The 23,540-nt window shown below is 61.6% G+C and carries 29 protein-coding genes and 1 pseudogene; 28 read left to right on the top strand and 2 right to left on the bottom strand.

Annotated features, from left to right (window positions below; all coding sequences use genetic code 11):
• The first annotated feature begins 4 nt into the window (after positions 1-4).
• The 24 genes and pseudogenes from ACGHIZ_RS09125 (at position 5) to rplX (ending at position 17,636) form a co-directional block, all read left to right on the top strand.
• Entirely contained in the window at positions 5-241 is a 237-nt protein-coding gene (locus tag ACGHIZ_RS09125) for an acyl carrier protein (protein WP_006235019.1), read from the top strand.
• A 2-nt stretch (positions 242-243) separates the two neighbouring features.
• Complete coding sequence (fabK, locus tag ACGHIZ_RS09120; RefSeq protein ID WP_117563768.1) at positions 244-1,188, top strand: enoyl-[acyl-carrier-protein] reductase FabK; 945 nt, start codon at positions 244-246, stop codon at positions 1,186-1,188.
• Positions 1,176-2,102 carry an ACP S-malonyltransferase gene (locus ACGHIZ_RS09115; protein ID WP_390447615.1) on the top strand — a complete coding sequence of 309 codons (927 nt, stop codon included), beginning with the start codon at positions 1,176-1,178 and terminating at the stop codon, positions 2,100-2,102. Before fabK ends, ACGHIZ_RS09115 begins: the two co-directional genes overlap by 13 nt.
• A gap of 30 nt (positions 2,103-2,132) precedes the next feature.
• Positions 2,133-2,906, top strand: coding sequence for a 3-oxoacyl-[acyl-carrier-protein] reductase (gene fabG, locus ACGHIZ_RS09110; RefSeq protein ID WP_390447613.1), 774 nt, complete (start codon positions 2,133-2,135; stop codon positions 2,904-2,906).
• Positions 2,907-2,945: 39 nt separating this feature from the next.
• Positions 2,946-4,193 carry a beta-ketoacyl-ACP synthase II gene (fabF, locus tag ACGHIZ_RS09105; protein WP_390447610.1) on the top strand — a complete coding sequence of 416 codons (1,248 nt, stop codon included), beginning with the start codon at positions 2,946-2,948 and terminating at the stop codon, positions 4,191-4,193.
• Positions 4,194-4,196: 3 nt separating this feature from the next.
• Positions 4,197-4,673 carry an acetyl-CoA carboxylase biotin carboxyl carrier protein gene (accB, locus tag ACGHIZ_RS09100; protein WP_390447608.1) on the top strand — a complete coding sequence of 159 codons (477 nt, stop codon included), beginning with the start codon at positions 4,197-4,199 and terminating at the stop codon, positions 4,671-4,673.
• 9 nt (positions 4,674-4,682) lie between these two features.
• A complete protein-coding gene (gene fabZ, locus ACGHIZ_RS09095) occupies positions 4,683-5,105 on the top strand; it encodes a 3-hydroxyacyl-ACP dehydratase FabZ (RefSeq protein WP_099432064.1) in 423 nt (140 codons plus the stop codon).
• Between the two features lie 10 nt (positions 5,106-5,115).
• On the top strand, positions 5,116-6,459 hold the full coding sequence (locus tag ACGHIZ_RS09090) for an acetyl/propionyl/methylcrotonyl-CoA carboxylase subunit alpha (protein ID WP_117647602.1): 1,344 nt from the start codon (positions 5,116-5,118) through the stop codon (positions 6,457-6,459).
• The gene (gene accD, locus ACGHIZ_RS09085; protein WP_231500735.1) at positions 6,452-8,170 is read left to right on the top strand and encodes an acetyl-CoA carboxylase, carboxyltransferase subunit beta; all 1,719 of its coding nucleotides are present in this window, start codon (positions 6,452-6,454) and stop codon (positions 8,168-8,170) included. Before ACGHIZ_RS09090 ends, accD begins: the two co-directional genes overlap by 8 nt.
• Before the next feature lie 40 nt (positions 8,171-8,210).
• Positions 8,211-9,425 (top strand): hypothetical protein, encoded by a 1,215-nt coding sequence (locus tag ACGHIZ_RS09080; protein WP_271742449.1) that lies wholly within the window; start codon positions 8,211-8,213, stop codon positions 9,423-9,425.
• Between the two features lie 151 nt (positions 9,426-9,576).
• Positions 9,577-10,731, top strand: coding sequence for a cation diffusion facilitator family transporter (locus tag ACGHIZ_RS09075; RefSeq protein WP_271742450.1), 1,155 nt, complete (start codon positions 9,577-9,579; stop codon positions 10,729-10,731).
• A gap of 39 nt (positions 10,732-10,770) precedes the next feature.
• On the top strand, positions 10,771-11,397 hold the full coding sequence (locus ACGHIZ_RS09070; protein ID WP_390447603.1) for a histidine phosphatase family protein: 627 nt from the start codon (positions 10,771-10,773) through the stop codon (positions 11,395-11,397).
• A gap of 450 nt (positions 11,398-11,847) precedes the next feature.
• Complete coding sequence (gene rplC / locus ACGHIZ_RS09065; protein WP_035137484.1) at positions 11,848-12,468, top strand: 50S ribosomal protein L3; 621 nt, start codon at positions 11,848-11,850, stop codon at positions 12,466-12,468.
• 46 nt (positions 12,469-12,514) lie between these two features.
• Entirely contained in the window at positions 12,515-13,141 is a 627-nt protein-coding gene (gene rplD, locus ACGHIZ_RS09060; RefSeq protein ID WP_006235032.1) for a 50S ribosomal protein L4, read from the top strand.
• The gene (rplW, locus tag ACGHIZ_RS09055) at positions 13,142-13,429 is read left to right on the top strand and encodes a 50S ribosomal protein L23 (protein WP_022094197.1); all 288 of its coding nucleotides are present in this window, start codon (positions 13,142-13,144) and stop codon (positions 13,427-13,429) included.
• A gap of 179 nt (positions 13,430-13,608) precedes the next feature.
• Entirely contained in the window at positions 13,609-14,439 is an 831-nt protein-coding gene (rplB, locus tag ACGHIZ_RS09050; protein ID WP_055250219.1) for a 50S ribosomal protein L2, read from the top strand.
• Positions 14,440-14,471: 32 nt separating this feature from the next.
• The gene (rpsS, locus tag ACGHIZ_RS09045) at positions 14,472-14,732 is read left to right on the top strand and encodes a 30S ribosomal protein S19 (protein ID WP_006235035.1); all 261 of its coding nucleotides are present in this window, start codon (positions 14,472-14,474) and stop codon (positions 14,730-14,732) included.
• Positions 14,733-14,746: 14 nt separating this feature from the next.
• Positions 14,747-15,118 (top strand): 50S ribosomal protein L22, encoded by a 372-nt coding sequence (rplV, locus tag ACGHIZ_RS09040; RefSeq protein WP_006235036.1) that lies wholly within the window; start codon positions 14,747-14,749, stop codon positions 15,116-15,118.
• A 6-nt stretch (positions 15,119-15,124) separates the two neighbouring features.
• A complete protein-coding gene (gene rpsC, locus ACGHIZ_RS09035) occupies positions 15,125-15,835 on the top strand; it encodes a 30S ribosomal protein S3 (RefSeq protein ID WP_006235037.1) in 711 nt (236 codons plus the stop codon).
• A pseudogene (rplP, locus tag ACGHIZ_RS09030) lies at positions 15,835-16,230 on the top strand (50S ribosomal protein L16); the annotation flags it as partial. The gene rpsC and the pseudogene rplP, both read left to right, overlap by 1 nt.
• Before the next feature lie 107 nt (positions 16,231-16,337).
• On the top strand, positions 16,338-16,553 hold the full coding sequence (rpmC, locus tag ACGHIZ_RS09025) for a 50S ribosomal protein L29 (protein ID WP_006235039.1): 216 nt from the start codon (positions 16,338-16,340) through the stop codon (positions 16,551-16,553).
• A 16-nt stretch (positions 16,554-16,569) separates the two neighbouring features.
• Entirely contained in the window at positions 16,570-16,830 is a 261-nt protein-coding gene (gene rpsQ / locus ACGHIZ_RS09020; protein WP_006235040.1) for a 30S ribosomal protein S17, read from the top strand.
• A gap of 118 nt (positions 16,831-16,948) precedes the next feature.
• The gene (gene rplN / locus ACGHIZ_RS09015) at positions 16,949-17,317 is read left to right on the top strand and encodes a 50S ribosomal protein L14 (protein WP_006235041.1); all 369 of its coding nucleotides are present in this window, start codon (positions 16,949-16,951) and stop codon (positions 17,315-17,317) included.
• A gap of 13 nt (positions 17,318-17,330) precedes the next feature.
• Entirely contained in the window at positions 17,331-17,636 is a 306-nt protein-coding gene (gene rplX / locus ACGHIZ_RS09010; protein WP_006235043.1) for a 50S ribosomal protein L24, read from the top strand.
• A gap of 767 nt (positions 17,637-18,403) precedes the next feature.
• On the opposite strand, the gene ACGHIZ_RS09005 is transcribed toward rplX, so the two are convergent.
• Both ACGHIZ_RS09005 and ACGHIZ_RS09000 read right to left on the bottom strand, forming a co-directional pair.
• Positions 18,404-18,505, bottom strand: a complete 102-nt coding sequence (locus ACGHIZ_RS09005; RefSeq protein ID WP_231501554.1) for an IS3 family transposase — start codon at positions 18,503-18,505, stop codon at positions 18,404-18,406.
• Positions 18,492-18,905 (bottom strand): IS3 family transposase, encoded by a 414-nt coding sequence (locus ACGHIZ_RS09000; RefSeq protein WP_390447599.1) that lies wholly within the window; start codon positions 18,903-18,905, stop codon positions 18,492-18,494. The genes ACGHIZ_RS09005 and ACGHIZ_RS09000 overlap by 14 nt, the downstream gene beginning before the upstream one ends.
• Here ACGHIZ_RS09000 and ACGHIZ_RS08995 point away from each other — a divergent pair.
• From ACGHIZ_RS08995 to ACGHIZ_RS08980, 4 genes are all read left to right on the top strand, one after another.
• Positions 18,835-19,263, top strand: a complete 429-nt coding sequence (locus tag ACGHIZ_RS08995) for a hypothetical protein (RefSeq protein ID WP_199576981.1) — start codon at positions 18,835-18,837, stop codon at positions 19,261-19,263. The two genes, ACGHIZ_RS09000 and ACGHIZ_RS08995, sit on opposite strands and share 71 nt — an antisense overlap.
• Positions 19,264-19,404: 141 nt before the next feature.
• Positions 19,405-22,146 carry a PRD domain-containing protein gene (locus ACGHIZ_RS08990; protein WP_390447596.1) on the top strand — a complete coding sequence of 914 codons (2,742 nt, stop codon included), beginning with the start codon at positions 19,405-19,407 and terminating at the stop codon, positions 22,144-22,146.
• 123 nt (positions 22,147-22,269) lie between these two features.
• Positions 22,270-22,743 (top strand): PTS sugar transporter subunit IIB, encoded by a 474-nt coding sequence (locus ACGHIZ_RS08985; protein ID WP_117646104.1) that lies wholly within the window; start codon positions 22,270-22,272, stop codon positions 22,741-22,743.
• Positions 22,744-22,752: 9 nt separating this feature from the next.
• A complete protein-coding gene (locus ACGHIZ_RS08980; RefSeq protein WP_089572477.1) occupies positions 22,753-23,538 on the top strand; it encodes a PTS sugar transporter subunit IIC in 786 nt (261 codons plus the stop codon).
• The last annotated feature ends 2 nt before the right edge of the window (positions 23,539-23,540 follow it).

The following is a 23,540-nucleotide window of genomic DNA, read 5'->3' as shown; positions in this document are numbered from 1 at the left end:
TACCATGGCAGATCAGAAGACCTTCGAGCGCGTTTGCGATGTTATCCGCGAGACCGCCGGTCTTGACGATGTCGAGATGAAGCCCGAGTCCACGCTCGAGGAGATTGGTCTCGACAGTCTGGGCACCGTCGAGATCCTCGTCGCCGTTGAGGACGAGTTTGGCATCCAGCTCGATACCGAGGAGAACCCCAAGACGGTCGGCGAGTTCGCCGATACGGTCGAGGCGGCATTGGAGAAGTAGAGATGCTCAAGACTCCTCTCTGCGATCTGCTCGGCATCGAAAAGCCCGTGTTCCAGGGCGGTATGGCCTGGATCGCCGACGCCTCGCTGGCGTCCGCAGTGTCCGAGGCGGGCGGCTTAGGGATTATCGCGGCCATGAACGCCGACGCCAACTGGCTGCGCGACCAGATTCATGAGCTGCGCGCCAGGACGGATAAGCCCTTTGGCGTCAACGTCATGCTCATGAGCCCGTTTGCCGACGAGGTCGCGCGGGTCGTGATTGACGAGCGGGTACCGGTCGTCGTGACGGGTGCCGGCAATCCCACCAAGTACATGAAGGCGTGGAACGAGGCGGGCATCAAGGTCATCCCGGTCGTTGCCTCGGTGGCGCTGGCGCGCCTCGTGGCGCGTCGTGGAGCCACTGCCGTGGTTGCCGAGGGTACCGAATCAGGCGGCCATATTGGCGAGACCTCGACGATGGCACTGGTGCCGCAGGTTGTCGATGCGGTCGATATTCCCGTGGTTGCGGCTGGCGGTATCGCCGATGGCCGCGGCGTGGCGGCCGCCTTTATGCTGGGCGCCGCCGGCGTGCAGGTGGGTACGCGCTTTCTGATCGCAGATGAGTGCACCGTATCGGAGCAGTACAAGGAGATGGTCCTGAAGGCCAACGACACCTCGACGCGTGCGACCGGCCGCTCGACGGGACACCCGGTGCGTGCCCTCAAGAGCCCCTTCACCAACGCCTACGCCAAGAGCGAGGCGGCGGGCGTAAGCGTCGAGGAGCTCGGGGCCATGGGCACGGGCGCCCTTCGCAAGGCCGCCAAGGACGGCAATTACGAAGAGGGCTCGTTTTTGTGTGGACAGATTGCCGGCATGGTCAACGAGCGCCAAAGCGCACGTGAAATCGTTGACGACCTGGTCGATGGCGCCGAGCACGTCCTGAAGGGTGCGTGCGCATGGGTGGCGTAGCGTTTCTGTTTGCCGGCCAGGGCGCCCAGCACCCCGCGATGGGCGTCGACCTGATCGAGGCATCGCCGGCGGCCGCCGAGGTGTTCGCCATTGCCGACGAGGTGCGCCCGGGGACCAGTGAGCAGTGCCGAAGCGCCTCCAAGGAGGAACTCTCGCAGACCGAGAACACGCAGCCGTGCGTGTTCGTTCACGATCTGGCAGCGGCTGCCGCCCTGCGTGAGCGCGGCGTGGTACCTACCGCCTGTGCGGGTTTTTCGCTTGGCGAGGTCGCCGCGCTCACCTTTGCGGGGGCGTTCGATACGCGAGCGGGTTTTGAGCTCGTATGTGAGCGTGCGGCATTGATGGCCACGGCGGCCGAGCGTCACCCCGGCGGCATGCGCGCCGTCATCAAACTCGATGCGGCGCAGGTCGAGGGCTTGGCAAAACAGGCCGGCGAGGACTGCTGGCCGGTCAACTACAACAGCCCCCAGCAGACGGTTGTGGCCGGAGCGCCCGAGGCGCTGCAGGAGCTCGACGTTCTAGTGAAAGAGGCTGGCGGTCGCGCCATGAAGGTCGCGGTGTCGGGTGCATTCCATAGCCCCTATATGGCCGAGGCGACCTGTGGCCTTGCTGCATATATCGAGGCCGGTCACGCGCCGTCCCCGCTGCTGATTCCTGTTATGGCAAATATGACAGCGGCGCCCTATCCGGCCGACCCGCAGGCGGCAGCGGAGATGCTGGCCAACCAGGTGAGTCATGCCGTGCGCTGGGTCGACACGCTGCATACTCTGCAGAATCAGGGCATCGACACGTTTATTGAGGTCGGCCCTGGCAAAACGTTGTCCGGCTTGGTCAAGCGTACGTTGAGCGACGTTCGCGTGTATTCGTGCGAAACGGCCGAGCAGGTCGCAGCTATTGCCGACGAGCTCGCATAGTCCACAGAGCTGTAACCCGAAAGGAATGACATGGGCAACTTGAACAACGGCGCGCTCGAGCGCAACGACTCACGTCGCGTGGCGCTGGTCACGGGCGGCTCGCGTGGTATCGGCCGCGCTTGTGCGGTTGGCCTGGCGGAGGATGGCTACGATATCGCCGTCGTCTATGCCGGCAGCGTCGATGCGGCGCGCGAGACATGCGAAGCCTGTGAGGCGGCTGGCGCCACGGCGCGCGCATATCAATGTGACGTGGCCGACCCCGATGCCGTCAACGCTTGCGTGGAGACGGTCCTCAACGACTTTGGCTTCATTTGGGCGCTTGTCAACAACGCCGGCATCACGCGCGACGGCCTGCTCATGCGCATGGGCGATGACGCCTTCGACCGCGTGCTCGATGTCAATCTCAAGGGCACGTTCAATATGACGCGCGCACTCACCAAGACTTTTATGCGCCAGCGCGGCGGTTGCGTCGTCAACATGAGCTCGGTCGTGGGCCTGGTGGGCAATGCCGGGCAAGCCAACTACGCTGCCTCCAAGGCGGGCGTGATCGGCCTGACCAAGGCGGTGGCGCGCGAGCTTGCGCCCCGCGGCGTACGAGTGAACGCGGTCGCCCCCGGGTTTGTCGAGACGGATATGACGGCAAAGCTCTCGGAGAAGGTTCGCGCGGCAACCGAGGAGCAGATTCCCCTAAAGCGCATGGCGCGCCCCGAGGAAGTGGCCGGCGTGGTGTGCTTTTTGGCGAGCGATGCGGCTGCCTACATTACGGGCGAGGTCATACGCGTTGACGGCGGAATGGCGATGTAGAAACCAGGGCCGAAGAACGGCTTGGATGAGGAGACCATGATGGAACAGAGAGTTGCAATCACCGGCATAGGTGCCGTATCGCCGCTCGGCAACACCGCGCTTGCCACCTGGGCGGCCATGTGCGCCGGGACCTGTGGCATCGGCCCGATCACGCACTTCGATACCGGCGCGTTTGCCGTCAAGGTGGCGGCCGAGGTCAAGGGCTTTGACGGCAACGAGTACTTTGGCAAGCGTGACGCCAAGCATCTGGACCCTTGCGTTCAGTTTGCGATGGCGGCTTCGGACGAGGCAATGCACGATGCGGGCTTTGATGTCGAAGGTGCCATCGATCGCGAGCGCCTGGGCGTCTACGTGGGCTCGGGTGTGGGCGGCATGACGACGCTCGTCGATAACGTCCATACGATTGCCGATCGTGGGCCTCGCCGCGCATCACCCTATATGATTGCGATGATGATCCCCAACATGGCATCGGGCAATATCGCAATCCGCCACAAGGCAAAGGGCCCGACCCTGCCCGTGGTGACCGCGTGCGCAACCTCGGCCCATGCGGTGGGCGAGGCGTTCCGCGCCATCAAGCACGGCTATGCCGATGCAATCCTGGCCGGCGGCGCCGAGGCGGCCATCATCCCCGATGCCGTTGCCGGCTTTACGTCCTGTCGCGCATTGACCACCAACCCCGATCCCGCGACGGCTTGCCGCCCGTTCGATGCAGACCGCGACGGCTTTGTGATGGGCGAGGGCGCCTGCGTGCTCGTGCTCGAGGGTATGGAGCATGCGCAGGCCCGCGGTGCGCACATTTACGCCGAGGTCGTGGGCTACGGCAACACCGATGATGCCTATCACATCACGAGCCCCGATCCCGAGGCTGCCGGCATTGCCCGCGCGATATCGCTGGCGGTGGCCGAGGGCGATGTCAAGCCTTCCGAGGGCCTCTACATCAACGCTCACGGCACCTCGACCAAGCTCAACGATTCGTCCGAGACGGCGGGCATCAAGCGAGCGCTCGGCGAGGACGCGGCGCGCGCCGCACATGTCTCGTCGACCAAGTCGATGACCGGCCACATGATTGGTGCCACGGGTGCCATCGAGGTCATGGCCTGTGCCATGGCGCTCGAGCAGGGCGTGGTGCCGCCGACCATTAACTACCACACGCCCGATCCCGCCTGTGATCTTGACTACACGCCCAATCGCGCGGTTCGTGCCGACCTTACCTGGGCGCTTTCGACCAACCTGGGCTTTGGCGGGCACAACGCCGCCATCGCGCTGCGTAGATATACGAGGAGCTAGAGCATGGATTCCAAAAGACTTGCCGAGATAGCCGATGTTATGGAGGACCGTGGCCTCACGCGCGTGCGCGTTGAGGAGCCCGATGGCACCGCGGTCGAACTCGAGCGCGCGAGCGCCGCGCAGCCGGTTGCCGTGCCCATGCCTATGCCGGGCGCCGTGACTGCCCCGGCGGTGGCTCCCGTCGCCATGCCTGCCGCCGCACCGGAACCCGCCGCGCAGACACCTGCCGCCGCATCGGAGCCCAAGGGCACCGAGGTGACCGCTCCCATGGTCGGCGTTTTCTACGCTGCCCCGGCGCCGGGCGACGAGCCGTTTGTGCACGTGGGCTCCAAGGTCAAGGCCGGCGAGACCCTCTGCATCATCGAGGCCATGAAGGTTCTCAACGAGGTGACGGCCGAGGCAGACGGTGAGGTGCTCGAGATCTGCGTGGCCGACGGCGACCTCGTGGAGTTTGGCAGCTGCCTCATGAGGATCGGATAGGTGATATCCATGAACAAAGAAGAGCTCAAGAAGCTGTTGCCGCATCGCGAGCCGATGCTTTTGCTCGACGAAGCCGAGCTGGTGGGCGACGAGGCCCACGGCAAGATCACGATTACAGGCGACGAGTACTTTTTGCAGGGACATTTTCCGGGAAACCCGGTCGTTCCCGGCGTGATTCAGTGCGAGATGCTCGCCCAGAACTGCTGCGTGCTGCTGATGGGCGATGAGGAGGCGCGCGGCGCGACGCCGTTCTACACGAGTCTGGACAAGGTGCGCTTTAAGCGTCCGGTGCGCCCGGGCGACACGGTGGATCTAGTGTGCTCCATCACGCGTGCGCGCGGGCCGTTCCGCTTTGCGACGGGTACTGCGAGCGTCAACGGTGAGGTTTGCTGCCGCGCCGATATGTCTTTTGCACTCATGCACGAAAGTTAAGGAAGGCTCCATGTTCGACAAAGTGCTCATCGCCAACCGCGGCGAAGTCGCGGTCCGTGTTATCCGCGCGTGCCGCGATATGGGCATCAAGACCGTCGCCGTTTATTCCACGGCCGATGCGGACGCGCTACACGTGCAACTTGCCGACGAGGCGTATTGCATCGGCGGCCCGCGTCTTGCCGAGAGCTACCTCAACGACGATGCCGTGCTCACCTGTGCCGTAAAGTCGGGAGCTAAGGCAATTCATCCCGGCTATGGCTTCTTTTCCGAGAAGGCGAGCTTCGTGCGCGACTGCGACAAGTTCGGTCTGGCGTTTGTCGGTCCTTCGGCCGAGGTGATCGACAGCATGGGCGACAAGGACGCCGCACGCCGAACGGCCGCTGCTGCGGGCGTGCCCATCGTGCCGGGCTGCGATTTGCTCAAAAGCCCCGAGGAAGCAACGGCCGAGGCCGAGCGCATCGGCTGCCCCGTGCTTATTAAGGCGCGCGCGGGCGGCGGCGGTCGCGGTATTCGCAAGGTCGAGCGCGTGGAAGATGCGGCAAAGGCGTTCATCGAGGCGCGTGCCGAGGGTGAGGCCGTTTTTGGCGACGGCGAGTGCTACATGGAGAAGTTCGTTGCGCCGGCGCATCACGTTGAGGTACAGATTATGGCCGATAAGCAGGGCCATGTGTTTTCGCTCGGCGAGCGCGAGTGCTCGGTGCAGCGCCGCAACCAAAAGCTGATCGAGGAGAGCCCCGCGCCGTGCCTCGACGGACGCGATGATATTCGTGCCCGTATGCACAAGGCCGCGCGCGACCTGGCTCGTGCCGTTGGCTATGAGGGCGCTGGCACCATCGAGTTTTTGTACTCAGATGACGGCAATTTCTACTTTATGGAAATGAACACGCGCTTGCAGGTGGAGCATCCGGTTACGGAGTTTGTGACCGATACCGACCTGGTTAAGTGGCAGCTGCGCGTGGCTGCCGGCCAGCCTCTGCCCTTTGAGCAGGAGGACGTACCGGTCCGCAACCACGCCATGGAGTGCCGCATCAATGCCGAAACGCCGGACTTTCTACCGTCATGTGGAACGGTCACCGCGTTGCGTGTGCCGGGTGGTCCGCGCGTGCGCTGGGATTCCGCCATGTTTACCGGAGCGAAAGTTCCGCCGTACTACGACTCCATGCTCGGCAAGCTCATCGTGTGCGCGCCCACGCGTGACGGTGCCATTCGCAAGATGCGCTCGGCCCTGGGCGAGCTCGTGATTGAGGGCGTGAGCGAAAATAGCGAGCTTCAGCTCGACGTGCTGGCAAACGACGAGTTTTTGTCGGGCATGTATCACACCGATCTGATGGGGCATCTCTATGCTGATGAATAGAAAAGCGAAGACGGTCAATGTCCTTGAGGGGCCGATAACCGAGTCGTGCGCCGAGTTCCCCGCGCGCCACGTGTTTGTCAAATGCCCGGAGTGCCGCCGTGTGATCGATGAGGCGCGCCTGCACGACAACCTCGAGGTCTGCCCTCGTTGCGGCAAACACTTTCGCGTGAGCGGTCGCGCGCGCATGCGCATGACGGTCGACGCGGGTACCTTTGAGGAATGGGATGCCAATCTGGCGTCGAAGGACTTCCTCTCGTTTCCCGGTTATGCCAACAAGCTTAAGAGCGTGAGCGAGCGTTCGGGCGAGCGCGATGCCGTTGTGTGCGGCAGGGGCAAAATCTGCGGCTGCGATACCGCGCTCTTCTTTATGGATGCCAACTTTATGATGGGCTCAATGGGCTCCGTGGTGGGCGAGAAGATCTGTCATGTCTTTGAGCGCGCGGCCGAGTTGGGGCTGCCGGTCGTTGGCTTTACCGTATCGGGCGGCGCCCGCATGCAGGAGGGCGTGACCTCGCTCATGCAGATGGCCAAGATTTCTGCGGCGGTTAGGCGCCACAGCGAGGCGGGCGGCCTGTATATCACGGTGCTCACCGATCCCACGACCGGAGGTGTAACCGCGAGCTTTGCCATGGAGGGCGACATTATCCTGGCCGAGCCCGATGCCCTGACGGCATTTGCCGGCCCGCGCGTGATCGAGCAGAACATGCACAAGCGTCTGCCCAAGGGATTCCAGCGTTCCGAGTTTTTGCTGGAGCACGGCTTTTGCGATGCCGTTGTTCCGCGTGGTGAGATTGCGCTCACGGTAGGCGAGCTGCTGGCGCTGCACGAAGGGCACGCGCCTGGTCTGGGGGCTCCGCATGAGATCGTGCATACGGGTCGTCGCGACAAAAAGCTGGGACACTTGTTTAAGCGCTCGGCCGCACCAAAAAGCGCGCTCGAAATCGTCAAACAGACTCGCTCGGCGAACCGCGCCACGGCAGGCGAGATGATCTCGTTGGGTCTCGACGGATTCGTAGAGCTGCACGGCGACCGCTACTTTGGCGACGATGCTGCCGTGGTGGGCGGCATCGGCTGGAAAGACGGGCGACCCGTGACGGTTATCGCCATCGAGCGCGGTACCACGACCAAAGAGCGCATGCGTCGCAACTTTGGTATGGCACATCCCGAGGGCTACCGCAAGGCACGTCGCCTGATGCACCAAGCCGAGAAATTTGGTCGGCCGGTTCTGTGCCTGGTTGATACTTCGGGCGCGTTTTGCGGCATCGGTGCCGAGGAGCGCGGCCAGGGCGAGGCGATTGCCCAGAATCTCATGGAGATGAGCGGCCTTAAGACGCCGATTGTCTCGGTGGTGACAGGCGAGGGCGGCTCTGGTGGCGCGCTGGCGCTGTCCGTGGCCGACCGCATCCTGATGCTCTCAAGCTCGGCCTATTCGGTCGTGAGCCCCGAGGCCTGTGCGTCGATCCTGTGGAAGGATACCGAGCGCGCGAATGAGGCCGCTGAGGCGCTTAAGCTCACGGCCCCCGATCTGTTGGCGCTCGGCATCATCGACGGCATTGTTGACGATAGGGGCCTGTCGCATGAGGAGATCGCCGGTGTCGTCATGTCCTCGGCATTTGATGCCTTCGATACGCTTGGGCAGCTCGACGACGCGACCCTCACAAACCTCCGCTACGAAAAGTACCGCGCAATCGGTCAGTACCGCACGATGTGACAAAGGGACAGTCCGCATGTCACATTGGGAAAGGCGTTCCATGTCACAAGTTTCTAACACCTCGTTTACAACGACGGTTTCATCAAACGCCATGGCCGTGGTGGACTATCTGTCCAAAAGCATGATGTCGGCGTTGCCGTTTATTGTCTGCGCGGCGCTGTTCCGCACCGTTGCCGTCATTATGGGCGAAGGCATGCTTGGTCTATGGCCTGCCGATTCCGAAATCTATCGCCTGTTTTACAGCTGGCTGTATAACGCTGGCTATTACTTTTTGCCCATCTATCTTGGTTGGGCCGCTGCCCGCCAGCTCGGTTGCTCGGAGCAGCTGGGCATGATGCTGGGCGGCGTATTGATTGTGCCCGATCTGCTTAAGCTCGTTGATGCCGCATCGACGACGGGGGCATCGATGACTTTCGTGTATGGTCTACTTCCCGCGCCGGTCAACGATTACACGACGACTGTTATTCCGGTTCTCATCTCGGTGCCCGTGCTATGGCAGGTGGAGCGTTTCTTTAAGCGCACTATCCCTCAGGCTGTGGCGTTTTCTTTTGTACCGTTTGCAACCATGCTTGTCATGGTTCCGGTGTCGCTGTGTGTTACGGCGCCGGCAGGCAGCTATCTGGGCATGCTGTTGGGACAGCTTATGTTTATGCTTGGCAATTCCGGTGGCATCGTGTCGCTGCTCACGCTCATGGGGCTTGCCGCGGGCTGGGAGTTTCTTAAGATCGCGGGTGTCAGCAACGTTGTCCTATCGCTCGCCTATGCGCAGTTTATGAGTGTGGGAACGGATTCGTGCATCCTGATCGCCGCGACGATGGCAACGTTCGCCGTTTGGGGTATGCCCTTTGGCGCGTCGCTCCGCGTTGCGGATAAGGACGAGAAGGCGCTCATGCTGGGCTATTCGATCTCGGGCGTGCTTGGCGGCGTAAGCGAGCCGGCGCTGTACGGCTGCGGCTTTAAATATGGCAGGTGTCTGACATGCATGGCCATTGGCGGCGCCGTCGGAGGCCTTGTTGCGGCCGTGGGCCACGTTACGGCCTATACCATCGGCATGACGAATGTCCTTATGGTCATTGGCTTTGCCACGGGCGGCATTTCGAACCTGCTGTGGTGCTGCGCTGCCGGTGGCACGGCATTTGCGGTGTCTGCGGCGCTGAGCTACTGCTTTGGCGTGGTGCCGGCGAAGGAGCAGGTGACGGGGGACGGAGCCGATTTGCCCGAAACCTCGAAGAGCGTGGCCGAGGCAAACGCATAAACCTGTGCGACAAAGGGACGGTCCCGCATGTCGCATTCCAAGGCCGTGGCCCGTGTGGGTTGCGGCCTTTTTGTATCTGGGGGACAAAGTAGCTACACTACAATCCGTTTGAGCAATAGATATATAGGTAGTACCGTGGGGGCGGATGCAGATGGTCGAGTGGATTGTTCGTCGTGCGCAGGGCGACCGTGCACGCGTGGGAACGTTGACGGGCATGGTGTGTATTCTCGCCAATGTGGCACTATGCGCTGCGAAGGGTGCAATTGGCGTGCTGTCGGGATCGGTTTCAATCGTGGCGGACGCTATGAACAACCTGTCTGATGCCAGCTCGAACATCGTGAGCGTGCTTGGCTTTAAGCTGGCGGGCAAGCCGGCAGACCCCGAGCATCCTTACGGCCATGGCCGCTACGAGTATCTCTCGGGTCTGGTCGTGGCGGCGCTCGTGCTGCTGATCGGCCTTGAGCTTATCAAGTCCTCGGTTGAGCGCGTCATCCACCCCGAACCTGTCGAGTTCTCGCTTGCCCTGGTGGCAGTCCTTGCGCTTTCGATGGTCGTAAAGCTTTGGATGGCGGCCCTCAACCAAAAACTCGGCGATCGCATTGAGTCCGAGACGCTGCATGCGACCGCGCAGGATTCCAAGAACGATGTTCTAGCCACGGGCGCCGTGTTGGCGTGCGCGATTGTTTCGCAGGTGACGCATATCAATCTAGATGCATGGGTCGGCCTTGCCGTTGGCGCCTATATTGGCTGGAGCGGCTTTGAACTCATCCAGGATACGGTGAGCCCGCTTTTGGGCCAGGCGCCCGATCCTAAGCTGGTCAAGCACATTCGAGACAAAATCATGAGCTACCCCGGCGTTTTGGGCGTTCACGATTTGATGGTTCACGACTACGGCCCAGGCAGAAAGTTCGCAAGTGCCCACGCCGAGATGGCGGCTGAGGCCAGCCCGCTGGAAAGTCACGACACGCTCGACAACATTGAACAGGCATTTAGGAACGAAGACGGCATGATTGTCACGCTCCATTACGACCCCATCGTGACCGACGATCCAAAGGTGGCGAGCATGCGTCTGCGCATCAACGCTATGGCTCAAGAGATTGATAGCCGCCTCTCGATCCACGACCTACGCTGTGTTCCGGGCCCCACGCACACCAACGTGATCTTTGACTGCGTGCGTCCCTCGGATCTACAGATGAGTGCCGAAGACTTAAAGCACGCACTGGCACAACGGGTCGAATCGGAATATCCCAGGTCGATTGCCAAGATCGCGATCGACGAAGACTACGTAGGCCATACCCACGAGTAGGGCTGTGCCAGCAAAGCAAGTTATACAGAAGGGGAGAGCATGAAGCGTCTATATCTACTCCGCCACGGTCAGACAGAATTCAACGTTAAAAAGCTCGTCCAGGGCCGCTGCGATTCTCCGTTGACCGATCTGGGCCGCAAGCAAGCGGGAATGGCAGCCGCATGGCTCAAAGCCCACGGCGTCGTCCCCGACAAAGTGGTCTCTTCGCCCTTAGGCCGAGCCATGGACACGGCTCAGCTCGTCGCATGCGAGCTCCTCGGCCCGGACACAGCAGTCGAGCCCTGCGAAGGCATCATCGAGCGCAGCTACGGCACCTTCGAAGAAGGCCCCCACGACGCCCTACCCACCGACGTCTGGGATCCAGGCGAGGACTTGGTCCCCTTCGGAGGAGAAGGAAGCCGCGCGCTGCAAGAGCGCATGGTAGGCACCCTCACCAATCTCATGGGCTCTGAGGGCATCGAAACCCTTCTAGCAGTAAGCCACGGCAGCGCCAGCCGCCAATTCATCAAGGCTGCAGCCCCAGAGGGCTTCGAGCTCCCAACAAAACTCCCCAACTGCGCCATTATGATTTTCGATTTTGATGAGGCGGAGCCACAAGTAGAGGGCGAGCCAATGCAATGCAAGTTCACCCTCCAGCAAATAGTGGACCCCCAACAAAGTCATTAGCCTGAGCGAGCAGAGTTAAGCAGACATCAACGTGTCGTCTCCCGAGCACGGCGGAGGGCCGGAGAAATATATTAAGGTCATCGCGAGTTCCGCACGCAAAGGAGAGCACTTAATGTGCTCTCCGTCTTGCGCAGGACTGTAGAGCAGGGACCTTAATATATTTCTCCGGCCCTCCGCCGTGCTCGGGAGCCATCCACGCACTTTACCTGCGTAAACAATGTGAGTGAAATATGAATCTCGATGGATACGCCCGCAGCCGTGTATACTAAACAGCTGTGTGAAACCAGGGGAGTATTCTGGCTGGACAAAATGCCTGCTTAATAGGGTTGTCAGGTAGTCCGGGCGAAATACAAGGCTGGGGAGCACGTCGTGTAAGTAGTGGTCCTCTAGGGGCGTACGCTCGGTGGTGTACGCATTGTCCCAAGACCACGCGAGAGTTGGGATCATATCTTGATCAGCATGATTCTCGGCCGCAAGATTGGCATGACCCAGGTTTGGGACGAGGACGATAACGTCGTTCCCGTCACGGTCATCCAGGCTGGCCCCTGCGCTGTCTCGCAGGTTAAAACTCAGGCAACCGACGGCTATGACGCCGTCCAGATCGGTTTCGGCGACATCAAGGCCAAGAACGTGAACAAGCCCATGGCTGGTCACTTCGCCAAGGCTGGCGTCGAGCCTGTCCGCTTCCTTCGTGAGGTCCGCGTCGAGAACGGCGAGGAGCACAAGGTCGGCGAGGTCGTCACCGTCGCTGATTTCGCTGATGTCGAGAAGGTCGACGTCATCGGTACCTCCAAGGGTAAGGGCTTCCAGGGTCGCATCAAGCGCTGGGGTCAGCGCCGCGGTCCTATGACGCATGGTTCTCACTTCCAGCGTCACCCCGGTTCTATCGGTCAGTGCGCCTATCCTGCGCGCGTCCTCAAGGGCGTCAAGATGGCCGGTCACATGGGTAACGAGCGCGTTACCGTCAAGAACCTTTCCGTTGTCCGCATCGATGCCGAGCAGAACCTCATCTTGGTCAAGGGCGCTGTCCCGGGTGCCAAGAATGGTCTCGTCGCCATCCGTATGGCCTAAGGGCCCAGCCCATTTAGCCCAGCGTCATACCAAGGAGAACACTTAAATGGCAAAGTTTGAAGTAAAGAACAGCGAGGGCAAGAAGGTCGCCGAGGCCGAGCTCGCCGCTGAGGTGTACGGCATCGAGCCGAACATCCACGTTATGCACCACATCGTCAAGTGCCAGATGGCCTCTTGGCGTCAGGGCACCCAGTCCGCTAAGGGCCGCTCTGAGGTTTCCGGTGGCGGCAAGAAGCCTTGGCGTCAGAAGGGCACCGGCCGTGCCCGCCAGGGTTCCATCCGTGCTGCCCAGTGGCGTCACGGTGGCGTTGTCTTCGCCCCCAAGCCCCGTTCCTACGCTAAGCGTATGAACAACAAGGAGGTCAAGCTGGCTATGCGCTCCGCGCTGTCCGCCAAGCTGGCCGATGGCGAGCTCGTGCTCGTCGACGACTACGGCTTCGAGAAGCCTTCCACCAAGGCTGCCGTCGCCATGCTCAAGGCTCTTGGCCTTGAGGGCAAGCGTCTGACCATCATCGTTCGCGATGAGGACGTCAACGCCTACCTGTCGTTCCGCAACATTCCCAAGACGTTCATCATCACCGCTGACGAGGCCAACACCTACGATCTCGTCAACAACAACGCTGTGCTGATGCCCGCCGACATCGCCGCTCACTTCGGGGAGGTGCTTGCATAAATGACCGCCCACGAGATCATCATCCGTCCGATCGTGTCCGAGCGTTCCTTCTCCGGCATGGAGCTGAACAAGTACACGTTCGAGGTCGCCAAGGATGCTAACAAGTATCAGATCAAGGACGCTGTCGAGGAGATCTTCGGCGTCAAGGTCGTTCGCGTGAACACCCTGACGGTCAAGCCCAAGACCAAGCGCGTGCGCTATGTCGCCGGCAAGACCCGTTCTTGGAAGAAGGCCATCGTCACGCTGGCCGAGGGCGACACCATCGAGGTCTTTGGCAACCAGGCCTAAGACTCGCTGCTGTTGAGTGAGCTCATGCCTCCCAAATAGGGGAGGCGAGAGCTCAAGGTTTCGGGCGTATAAAATGGACACGCCCGGAACCGTGTATACGTCCGGTGTCATCGCACCCGAGGCAGAACCTCGAATCCCTGTCTGCGATGGCTAACGGATTCCTATTGAAAGGGATTGTAATGGCTGTAAAGCACCTTAAGCCGACCTCCGCTGGTAGGCGTTGGCAGACGATCTCCGATTTCTCCGAGATCACCTGCACCAAGCCCGAGAAGTCTCTTCTCGAGCCCCTGCCCAAGAAGGCCGGTCGTAACAACAACGGCCGCATCACCACCCGCCACCAGGGCGGCGGCGTGAAGCGTCGTTACCGCGTGATCGACTTCAAGCGCAACAAGGACGGCGTGCCCGCCAAGGTTGCCACGATCGAGTACGATCCGAACCGTTCCGCTCGCATCGCTCTGCTGCACTACGCTGACGGTGAGAAGCGCTACATCCTGGCCCCCAAGGGCCTCGAGGTCGGTCAGACCATCATGTCCGGTTCTGACGCCGACATCAAGCCGGGCAACGCCCTGCCCCTCGCCGACATCCCCGTCGGTACGCTCATCCACGCCGTCGAGTTCCAGCCGGGCAAGGGCGCCGCTATCGCCCGTTCCGCCGGTAACTCCTGCCAGCTGATGGGTAAGGAGGGCAAGTACGCTATCGTCCGTATGCCTTCCTCCGAGATGCGCCGCATCCTCGTTACCTGCCGCGCCACCGTCGGTGAGGTCGGCAACGCCGATCACGCCAACATCGTCATCGGCAAGGCCGGCCGTAAGCGTCACATGAACGTGCGCCCGACCGTCCGCGGTACCGTCATGAACCCTGTCGACCACCCGCACGGCGGTGGCGAGGGCAAGAACCACACCTCTGGTCGTCCCTCTGTTACCCCCTGGGGTAAGCCGACGAAGGGCCTTCGTACGCGCAAGAAGAAGAAGGTCTCGAACCAGCACATCATTCGTCGCCGTAAGAAGTAATTTCGGATACCGAGTTTTAGGAGAAAGCACTTATGAGCAGAAGTCTCAAAAAGGGCCCGTTCGTGGAGACTCGCCTTCTCTCGCGTATCACCGCGATGAACGAGGCTGGCAAGAAGGACGTCGTGAAGACCTGGTCCCGCGCGTCCACCATCTTCCCCGAGATGGTTGGTCACACCATCGCCGTCCACGACGGCCGCAAGCATGTGCCCGTGTATGTTACCGAGTCCATGGTTGGTCACAAGCTCGGCGAGTTCGCGCCGACTCGTACGTTCCGTGGCCACAAGGCCAAATAGGGGGTTAACCGTAAATGGCAACTAAGTCTATTGAAACTGAGGCCACCGAGGTTCGCGCCGTCGCTAAGTACGTGCGTGTTTCCCCCAGCAAGGCCCGCCTGGTGGTCGATCTGATCCGCCGCAAGCCTGTCGCTCAGGCCTTCGACATCCTCCACTTCTGCGACCGCGCCGTCGCTGTGGATGTCGAGAAGGTTCTCCGTTCCGCCGTTGCGAACGCCGAGAACAACAACGGTCTGCGTGCCGACAACCTGGTTGTCGCCGCTGCCTATGTTGACGAGGGTCCGACGCTTAAGCGCATCCGTCCCCGCGCCAAGGGTTCCGCTTCTCGCATTCTGAAGCGTACTTCCCACATCACCGTCGTCGTTGCTCCTCGAAAGGAGGCGTAAAGCTGTATGGGTCAGAAAGTCTACCCCACCGGCTTCCGTCTTGGCATCACCGAGAACTGGCGCTCCCGCTGGTTCGCAGAGAAGGATTACGCTAAGACCCTCGGTAACGATCTCGAGATCCGCAAGTACCTCGAGAAGCGTCTTTCCCGCGCAGCTGTCTCCCGCGTCGAGATCGAGCGCGCTGGCGACAAGGTGAAGGTCATCATCCTCACCGCTCGCCCCGGCGTTGTCATCGGTAAGAAGGGTGCCGAGATCGATACCCTCCGCACCGAGCTCGAGAAGGTCGCTGGCGTCTCCAAGGGCCAGCTCTCCGTCGACGTTGTCGAGATCAAGCGCCCCGAGCTCGACGCCAACCTCGTTGCTCAGTCTATCGCCGAGCAGCTTGAGGGCCGCGTTGCCTTCCGTCGCGCTATGCGCAAGGCTGTTCAGTCCGCCCGCAAGGCCGGCGCTAAGGGCATCCGTATCCAGTGCTCCGGTCGTCTCGGCGGCGCCGAGATGGGTCGTCGTGAGTGGTACCGCGAGGGTCGCGTGCCTCTGCACACCCTCCGTGCCAAGATCGACTACGGCACGGCTGTCGCCAGCACCACCATGGGTGCTTGCGGCGTGAAGGTCTGGATCTACCTGGGCGAGAAGCTCCCGGGCCAGCCTGTTCCCAACCCTGCACTCGAGGGCTCTTCCCGTCCTCGTCGTCGTAACTCCGAGAGGAGGGGTCAGTAGTGCTTGCCCCTAAGCGTATTCTTCACCGCAAGGTGCAGCGTGGCTCCATGAAGGGCCAGGCCAAGGGTAATACCGAGCTGCATTTCGGCGAGTTTGGTATCCAGGCTCTCGAGGCGCATTGGATCACCAACCGTCAGATCGAGGCCGCTCGTATTGCCATGACCCGCTACATGAAGCGTGGCGGTCGTGTCTACATCACGATCTTCCCCGATAAGCCCATCACCAAGAAGCCTGCCGAGACTCGCATGGGTTCTGGTAAGGGTAACCCCGAGGAGTGGGTGGCCGTCGTCAAGCCCGGCCGCATCATGTTCGAGGTCAAGGGCGTGCCCGAGGAGGTCGCTCGCGAGGCTCTGCGTCTTGCACAGCACAAGCTTCCCATCAAGACCAAGATTGTTGCTGCCAAGAACGCTGAGCAGCGCATCGAGAAGGAGATGGCTGAGGAGGCCGCTCTCGAGGCCAAGTGGGCTGCTGAGGACGCCGCCGCCGCCAAGGAGGAGAACTAATGAAGCCCGCAGAGATTCGTGAGCTCTCGGACGCTCAGCTCGTTGAGAAGCTGAAGGAAATGCGCGCCGAGCTCTTTAACCTTCGTTTCCAGATGGCCACCAGCCAGCTGGACAACACCGCTCGCGTCAACACCGTGAAGAAGGACATCGCTCGCGTCCTCACGGAGCAGCGCGCCCGCGAGATCGCAGCGGAGAAGTCCGCTGTCGCCGAGTAGGACCTAAGGAGAGAACATGACTGATTCGCGTAACTCGCGTAAGGTCCGTACGGGTGTCGTTACCTCCGTCTCCGGTGCCAAGACCATTGTTGTCACCATCACCGAGCGCAAGCGTCACCCCAAGTACGGCAAGATGATGACCAGCTCCAAGAAGCTGCACGCTCACGACGAGGAGTGCACGGCTGGCGTGGGCGATACCGTCCGCGTTATGGAGACCCGTCCTATGTCCAAGATGAAGCGTTGGCGCCTCATCGAGGTCGTCGAGCGCGCTAAATAAGCAGTCGCTCTTACGACTTGTACGTTTCCGAAGATGTGCGTATGCCTGGCTTGCATACCACGGGCCGTATAAAGGCTGCGCACCTCTCTTCGGTTCTTAGTTCGGAGGAACATCTACCATGATTCAGATGCAAACCATGCTGAACGTCGCCGACAACTCCGGCGCTCGCAAGATTCGCTGCATCAAGGTGCTTGGCGGTTCCAAGCGTCGTTATGCAGGCATCGGCGATGTGTTCATCGGTGCTGTCCAGGAGGCTACCCCTGGCGCCAACGTCAAGAAGAAGGACGTTGTCCGTTGCGTCGTCGTTCGCACCGTTAAGGAGATCCGCCGCAAGGATGGCTCCTACATTCGCTTTGATGAGAACGCCTGCGTTGTCATCAACAACGATGGTTCGCCCGTCGGCACCCGTATCTTCGGGCCCGTCGCTCGCGAGCTTCGTGACAAGAAGTACATGAAGATCGTCTCGCTCGCTCCCGAGACCCTGTAGTTAGGGGAGATATATGTATATCAAGAAGGGCGATAAGGTCCAGGTTCTCTCTGGTAAGGATCGCGGCAAGCAGGGCGTTGTCCTGCGTGCTCTCCCCGCCGAGAACAAGGTCGTTGTCGAGGGCGTTTCGGTCGTCAAGAAGGCCGTCAAGCCCAACGCTGCCAACCAGCAGGGCGGCATCGTTTCGCAGGAGGCTCCCATCGACGCCTCCAACGTCAATCTCGTTTGCCCCGAGTGCGGTAAGGTTACCCGCGTCGGTCACGAGAAGGACGGCAAGAACAAGCTGCGCGTCTGCAAGAAGTGCGGCCACAAGTTCTAAGCTGCCCGCAACATCAAGTTGCTAGTAAAGGCCCGGATGCCATGGCACCCGGGCCTTTTTCTATCCCTACTCGATGGCTTCGGTTCTGCCGTCCTGTCATTCCGGTTGCATCCAGTTTTCGGTGCCGTCTCGAATCGAATGCCGCCAGGTGACACCCTGTCGCGTTTCGTCGGCTTCGGGGACAAAAGTCGGGACAACTCCAAAAACTATTTTCGAACTCAGGGCTTTGAGTTTTTGTTTTTGTCCCAAAGGGCGCGGCGGGATGCCTTTGGAGGCTCGATAGCGCCGAAAACGCCCGTTTTGAAACTTAAATGCCTTTTCGCGTGCAAGCCGCCAGCTGCAATAGGAAGTGAATCAACGCAGGTGACTTTCAAGCAGTTTGCAAAACTGCAGGTCGCAGGTCTTCATTGCCAGTAGGAGAAATGAGTAGTCTCAGGTGGCTTGCCCATGAGTTGACGAACGGGATTTGAGATTACGCTGACGTCCGGAAACGCTTCGAGCACGGCGTTACGTTTTTGGGGTTTGGGCGTAGCCCCTGCACCCGCGAGCGCGGGCCTTAAGCCCGCCGAGAGGGTGACGCGTCGAAAACGAAGGGGAAAGAGAGAAGGGGCCGTCCCTATCATTCAGGTTGCGACCGAAGAAGACAAGGAGACCCCCTGAGCCTGAATGATGCCCCACAGACCGCGTCCGACCGAGCTCAAGCCGAGCTTTTCCTGACGTCCGCCTTCGCGAAGATGATGGCTGGATTGGCTATGGATTGGCAACACTTATTTGGACGATTCCGGGAGGGACGGCCCCGCCTCCCTGAACTCGACCGGCGACATGTAGCCCAGCGTCGAGTGGATCCTGAAGTTGTTATACCAGTGCACGTAATCCAAGAGCTTGGCTCGGAGCTCGCGCGTCCCTCCTCGGTCCTTCGGAGTGGCCGACGATCTCCCCGTTGCAGAGGTCGACGAGCAGGCAGACGTAGTTCCACGACGCCCCGACGCGCACGCAGGCCAAGTCGCTGCATATATGGGTGCACGGCGCCCTGCCGCCGAAGCCGCGCGCGACGACGTTCGACACGTCGGCCTCGTTGACCGCCCCGGGGTGCACCTTGAACCTCTTCCTGCCGTATGCGCCGGCCAGGCCGTTCTCCCTCATGATGCGGCAGACGCGGCGCCGGCTGACGGTAACGCCCGACCTCCCGGGCGACGCCTTGATCTTGCGCGATCCGTTCCGGCCCTTGCTGGCGGCGTGCGCCGCCGCGGCCGCCGTCGCCCCCGACATTAAGGTCCTCAAGGGCCGCGTCGTCTCCGGCGACCAGTTCGTCTCGCCCGCGGAACAGAAGGAGCGAATCCTCGCGACCTTCGGCGACCTGTGCTGCGAGATGGAGGGCTGCACCATCGCGCAGGCCGCTTATCTCAACGGCGTGCCCCTCGTCGTCGTGCGCGCCATCAGCGACAAGCCCTGCGCCGAGGGCCGGGTCGTGACTACAACACTTTCGAGAAGAAGGCCGCCTGCGACTGCGCCCGCATCGCCGCGCGCATGGTTAAGCTTTAGGCCCTGCGCGCCGGGGCCCTTCTTTATGTTGGGACCCCGGCGCGCCGGGCCCTTTCCAAAGCGAAGTGTCGAGCCGAAGTGTTGAGCGTCGGCCCTGAATGTTCAATGGCCGTTGTTTTCTGCCCCTCAAGTGGTGGACTTTTCCTCGGAGCTGTTGATTCCCCCACGCGCCCCCTTCCGTTCTCTGTTCTCCCCTTATACTCCTTGTACGAGGAGGTAAGAAGTCATGGACAGGACCACACAGGACAGCTTGGCAAAGAAACCCGTCGACATGAGGGACAGGATTCTCGAGCATCTCGAGGCCCTTACCTCTGCCGTCTCGCTCGACGACCTTGCCCGTCTGTCCACCTCCGACATCGCCGAGACGCTCATCATCTCCAGGAGCCTGGCGAGCCAGTACCTCAACGACCTTGTTCGCGCCGGTCTTGTGGTTAAGGTGGCGGGCAGGCCTGTCCGTTATTTTCATCGCCGCGCGTTCCAGAAGCGTTTTCAGGTAAAGCTCTCTGCAAGCGAGTATGCCTCGCTCGCCGACCTCATCCAGGCGACGGGAATCGCCGATCACCGCGACTTCGCGCGTGCCGTGGGCTTCGACATGAGCCTCAGCTCCGTTGTCGAGCAGTGCAAGGCTGCGGTTCAGTACCCTCCGTTTGGCCTGCCCATCCTCTTGAGCGGCGGCGTGGGTGTCGGTAAGTCTTTCCTTTCTCGCCTTGTGTACGAGTACGGCAAGAACCGGGGCTTGCTGTCCCGCGACTCCTCCTATGTGCGCATCGACTGCGCCGGGGTCCCGGACGCCGCCTCGTTCAACGGGCTTCTTGACGAGTCGATCGCGAAAGCGCGCGGGGGTGTGGTCTTTGTCAACGGCATCGAGGCACTCTCTCCCTCTGCGATGGAGCACTGCCTTGCGACGGCCCTCGGGCTCGATGCCTCCCAGGATGCGCCGCGCGCTCGCCTCGTTCTTTCGACGACGCTTTCCGCCGATGACCTGAAGGTTTCCTCGGCCTACAGCAAAATGCCCATCTGTGCCCGCGTCCCCTCACTCAAGGAGCGGACCCCCGAGGAGCGCGAGGATCTCATCTTGAGCTTCCTGCGCAGCGAGGGGTGCCGAATCGGTTCTGATGTGAAGATCAGCCGCGGCGCATACCGTTGCCTCGTGAACGCGGACTTTTCCGATAACATCGCCGGCTTGCGCGCCTGCGTGACGAACTGCTGCGCCAAAGCGTTCCTCAATCGCGAGGGCGACTACGTCGTCGTTCGCCCGTATCTTCTTCCCAGCGGGCTCCTCTCCTCCGCGCAGATCGATCAACAGCCCGACGATGGCGTTCTGATCGACGCGTCTCTGGATGCCGCCGAGAGCACAGGGCCGGTCGAGCAGGCGCTCGATGCCCTGTGCTCCCTCGATGAGCGATTCTGCGCCGGGGAGCTCTCTGTCTCCGAGCTTGTCTCGCAAGCTGTCTCCGCTGTGCGCGGCGTTGAGGATCACTTGATCTTCGACCACGGCGTCGCCTCCTCGAGGTCGCGCGCCTTCGAGCGCGTCGTGGGCGCGGTCCTTGCCGACGCAGGCTCTTCTTATGGCATCGAGCTTTCGAGGAAGGTCGCTTTTCTACTGGCCCAGGAGATTTGCCTGCAGTTGTGGCCGGGTATCGGCCTGGCTAAGCGAAAGTCTGCCTGTGCGGAGCAAATCTCCCATCTCCTCGGTGCCGTGACCTCCGAATTGCCGTTTGCCTCGAGTGTCTCCGATCAGGTCGCCGCAGACGTGGAAGGGGCGCTGGGAATCTCGCTCGATCACTTCACGAAGACGCTTCTGACGCTGTGCGTCGCATCGGAGTCTCGCGATGCGAAGGCCCTTCGGACGCTCTGCGTCATCTTGTCCCACGGCTACTCAACGGCGACGAGCATCGCCGACGCGGCGAACCGTATGCTCGGCATGCATGTGTACGAGGCTGTCGACATGCCCTACGACCAGCAGCTGAAGGACATCGTCGGTCCGCTCCAGCGCCTCGTCGACCGCCATTCCTACTGCACCGGGGTCGTGTTCCTCGTCGACATGGGCTCCTTGGAGGAGGCCTATAAGGCCCTCGAGAACGTTACCGACTCCACTATCGGCGTGGTGAACAACGTCTCTACCGGTCTTGCGCTCGAGATCGGGGTCGGGCTGCTCGGCGGCAAGTCCATCGCCGAGGTTCTTGGCGATGCGACCGCCGCGTGCGTGACGCACTGCAAGGTGATCGAGCGCGTCAACCGTGAGGACTCCATCGTCTTCTGCTCCGAGTCCGGGGTCGACGCCGCGGAGAGGATACGCCAGCTCGTCTCGCAGAGCCTCCCGCGCACCATAGGCGCGCGCCTGCTCACGAGGCCCTTCAAGCAGCTCGTCGCGAACGGGTCGAACGACGCCGTTTTCTCCGAGCACCGCGTCTGCGCCGTCATCGGCACGGGAGACCCCGGGGTCGCCTCCGTCCCCTTCGTCGCCCTCGAGGACATCATGTCGACGGCGTCCGCCTCTAAGGTTGATGCCGTGTTCGGCAGGTGGCTTGACGCTTCCGAGCTCTCTTCTTTCCACGAGAAGCTGCTCTCGAACATGACGCTGCAGAACGTCATCCGCTCCATCACCATCCTCGACCCGGAGCGGCTATTCCATGAGATCGAGAGCGCCGTGCACGAGCTTCAGCGCAGGACAGGCGAGAAGATCGGCAGCAACGCCATCATTGGGCTCTACGTTCACCTCTGCTGTCTCGTCGAGCGCCTTGTTACCAGAAACCCCATTGAGACCTACGTTGGCCAGGACCGCTTCGAGGAGGAACGCGCCGATTTCATCGAGTCCTTCAGGCAGAGCTTCTCGAGCATCTCGACGCGCTATCGCGTAGAGGTTCCCGTAAGCGAGATCGCATATGTCTTCGACTACATAAGCGTGAGCGCCGCCCCGGCGCGAGAAGAGCGCCTCGGCTCCTCGGACCTCCTGCTCGACGAGTGACCTTCCCCACGCCGCCGCAAGCTGACCGCGCGTCCTCAATAATCCGATAACCCCTTGCCCGGCGCGAATCCGGATAGCGCCGAGGCAGTACCGAACGCAAAACTTCATTTGATAGGAGCAAACATGAGTGTTGTTATGGCACGAATCGACAATCGCCTGCTTCACGGCATCATCGTGACGCAGTGGGCCCCGGTGTCGGGCGCGACCCGAGTCATGGTCATCGACGACAAGGTCGCCGGCGACGAGGTCCTGAAGTCCACCATGAGGATGGCGCGCCCCGCGGGCATGGCCGTTTCGATCATCTCCGAGCAGACCGCGCTCAAGAACTTCGCCGCGGGCAAGTACGACCGCGAGAGGGTCTTCGTCATCGCCAAGGAGCCCGAGACGATGCTTCGCCTGGTCGAGTCGGGCGTCGAGCTCCCGTCGCTGGTCGTCGGCGGCTCGCTCGTCAAGGAGGACGGCATCCAGCTCACCCAGCGCGCCTACGCCTCCGCCGAGAACGTCCAGAGCTACAAGGCGCTCATCGCCCGTGGCGTCAAGGTGACGGCCCAGTTCGTGCCCGCCGACAAGCCCGTCTCCGTCGCAGACCTCATCTAAGGGGGAAATATGGTCAACTTCACTATCCTGCAGGTCGTCCTTTTGACCCTGCTGGCCTTCATCAAGCACGTGGACTACTACGGCATCCCGATGATCTTCGTCAATTACGCCGTTTTCTGGGGCCTCATCACCGGAGTCGTCATGGGCGACTGGAAGACCGGCCTTGTCATCGGCGGCACCATTCAGCTCATGCAGCTCGGCGTCGCGGGCTTCGGCGGCTCCTCCATTCCCGACTACGGCACGATGGCCATCATCGCCACCGCCTACGGCGTGACCCTGGGCTCCGACACGGGCCTCGCCATCGGCCTGCCGGTCGGCATGCTCGGCATCCAGCTCGACGTCGTCGCCAAGATCCTCAACGGCTTTGTCGTCGAGAAGTCCCAGAAGTTCTGCAACGAGGGTAAGTTCAATCAGATGAACGCCATCCTGTGGGTCTGCCCCGCGCTCTTCGGCCTGTGCGCCGCCCTGCCCGTCTTTGTCTCCGTGACGCTCGGCCAGCCCGCCGTCAACTGGCTCCTCGAGGTCATGCCCCAGTGGTTCCTCTCCGGCCTCACCCTCGCCGGCAAGATGCTCCCGGCCGTCGGTATCGCCATGCTGCTCCGCTACATGCCAACCGCCAAGTACTTCCAGTACCTGCTCGCCGGCTTCTTCCTCTCGGCCTTCCTGAACGTGCCCATCATCGGCGCCGCCATCGTCGGCGTTGCCCTCGCGATTGCGTTCTACCAGCGTGCCGAGAGGGACACCGAGCTCGCCGCCCACGCTTCCGCAGACGCCTTCATCGGAGAGGATGAGTAACC

The organism is Collinsella sp. i05-0019-G5, from assembly GCF_042851345.1.
Lineage (GTDB): Bacteria > Actinomycetota > Coriobacteriia > Coriobacteriales > Coriobacteriaceae > Collinsella.
This window is presented reverse-complemented; position numbering and strand designations above follow the sequence as displayed.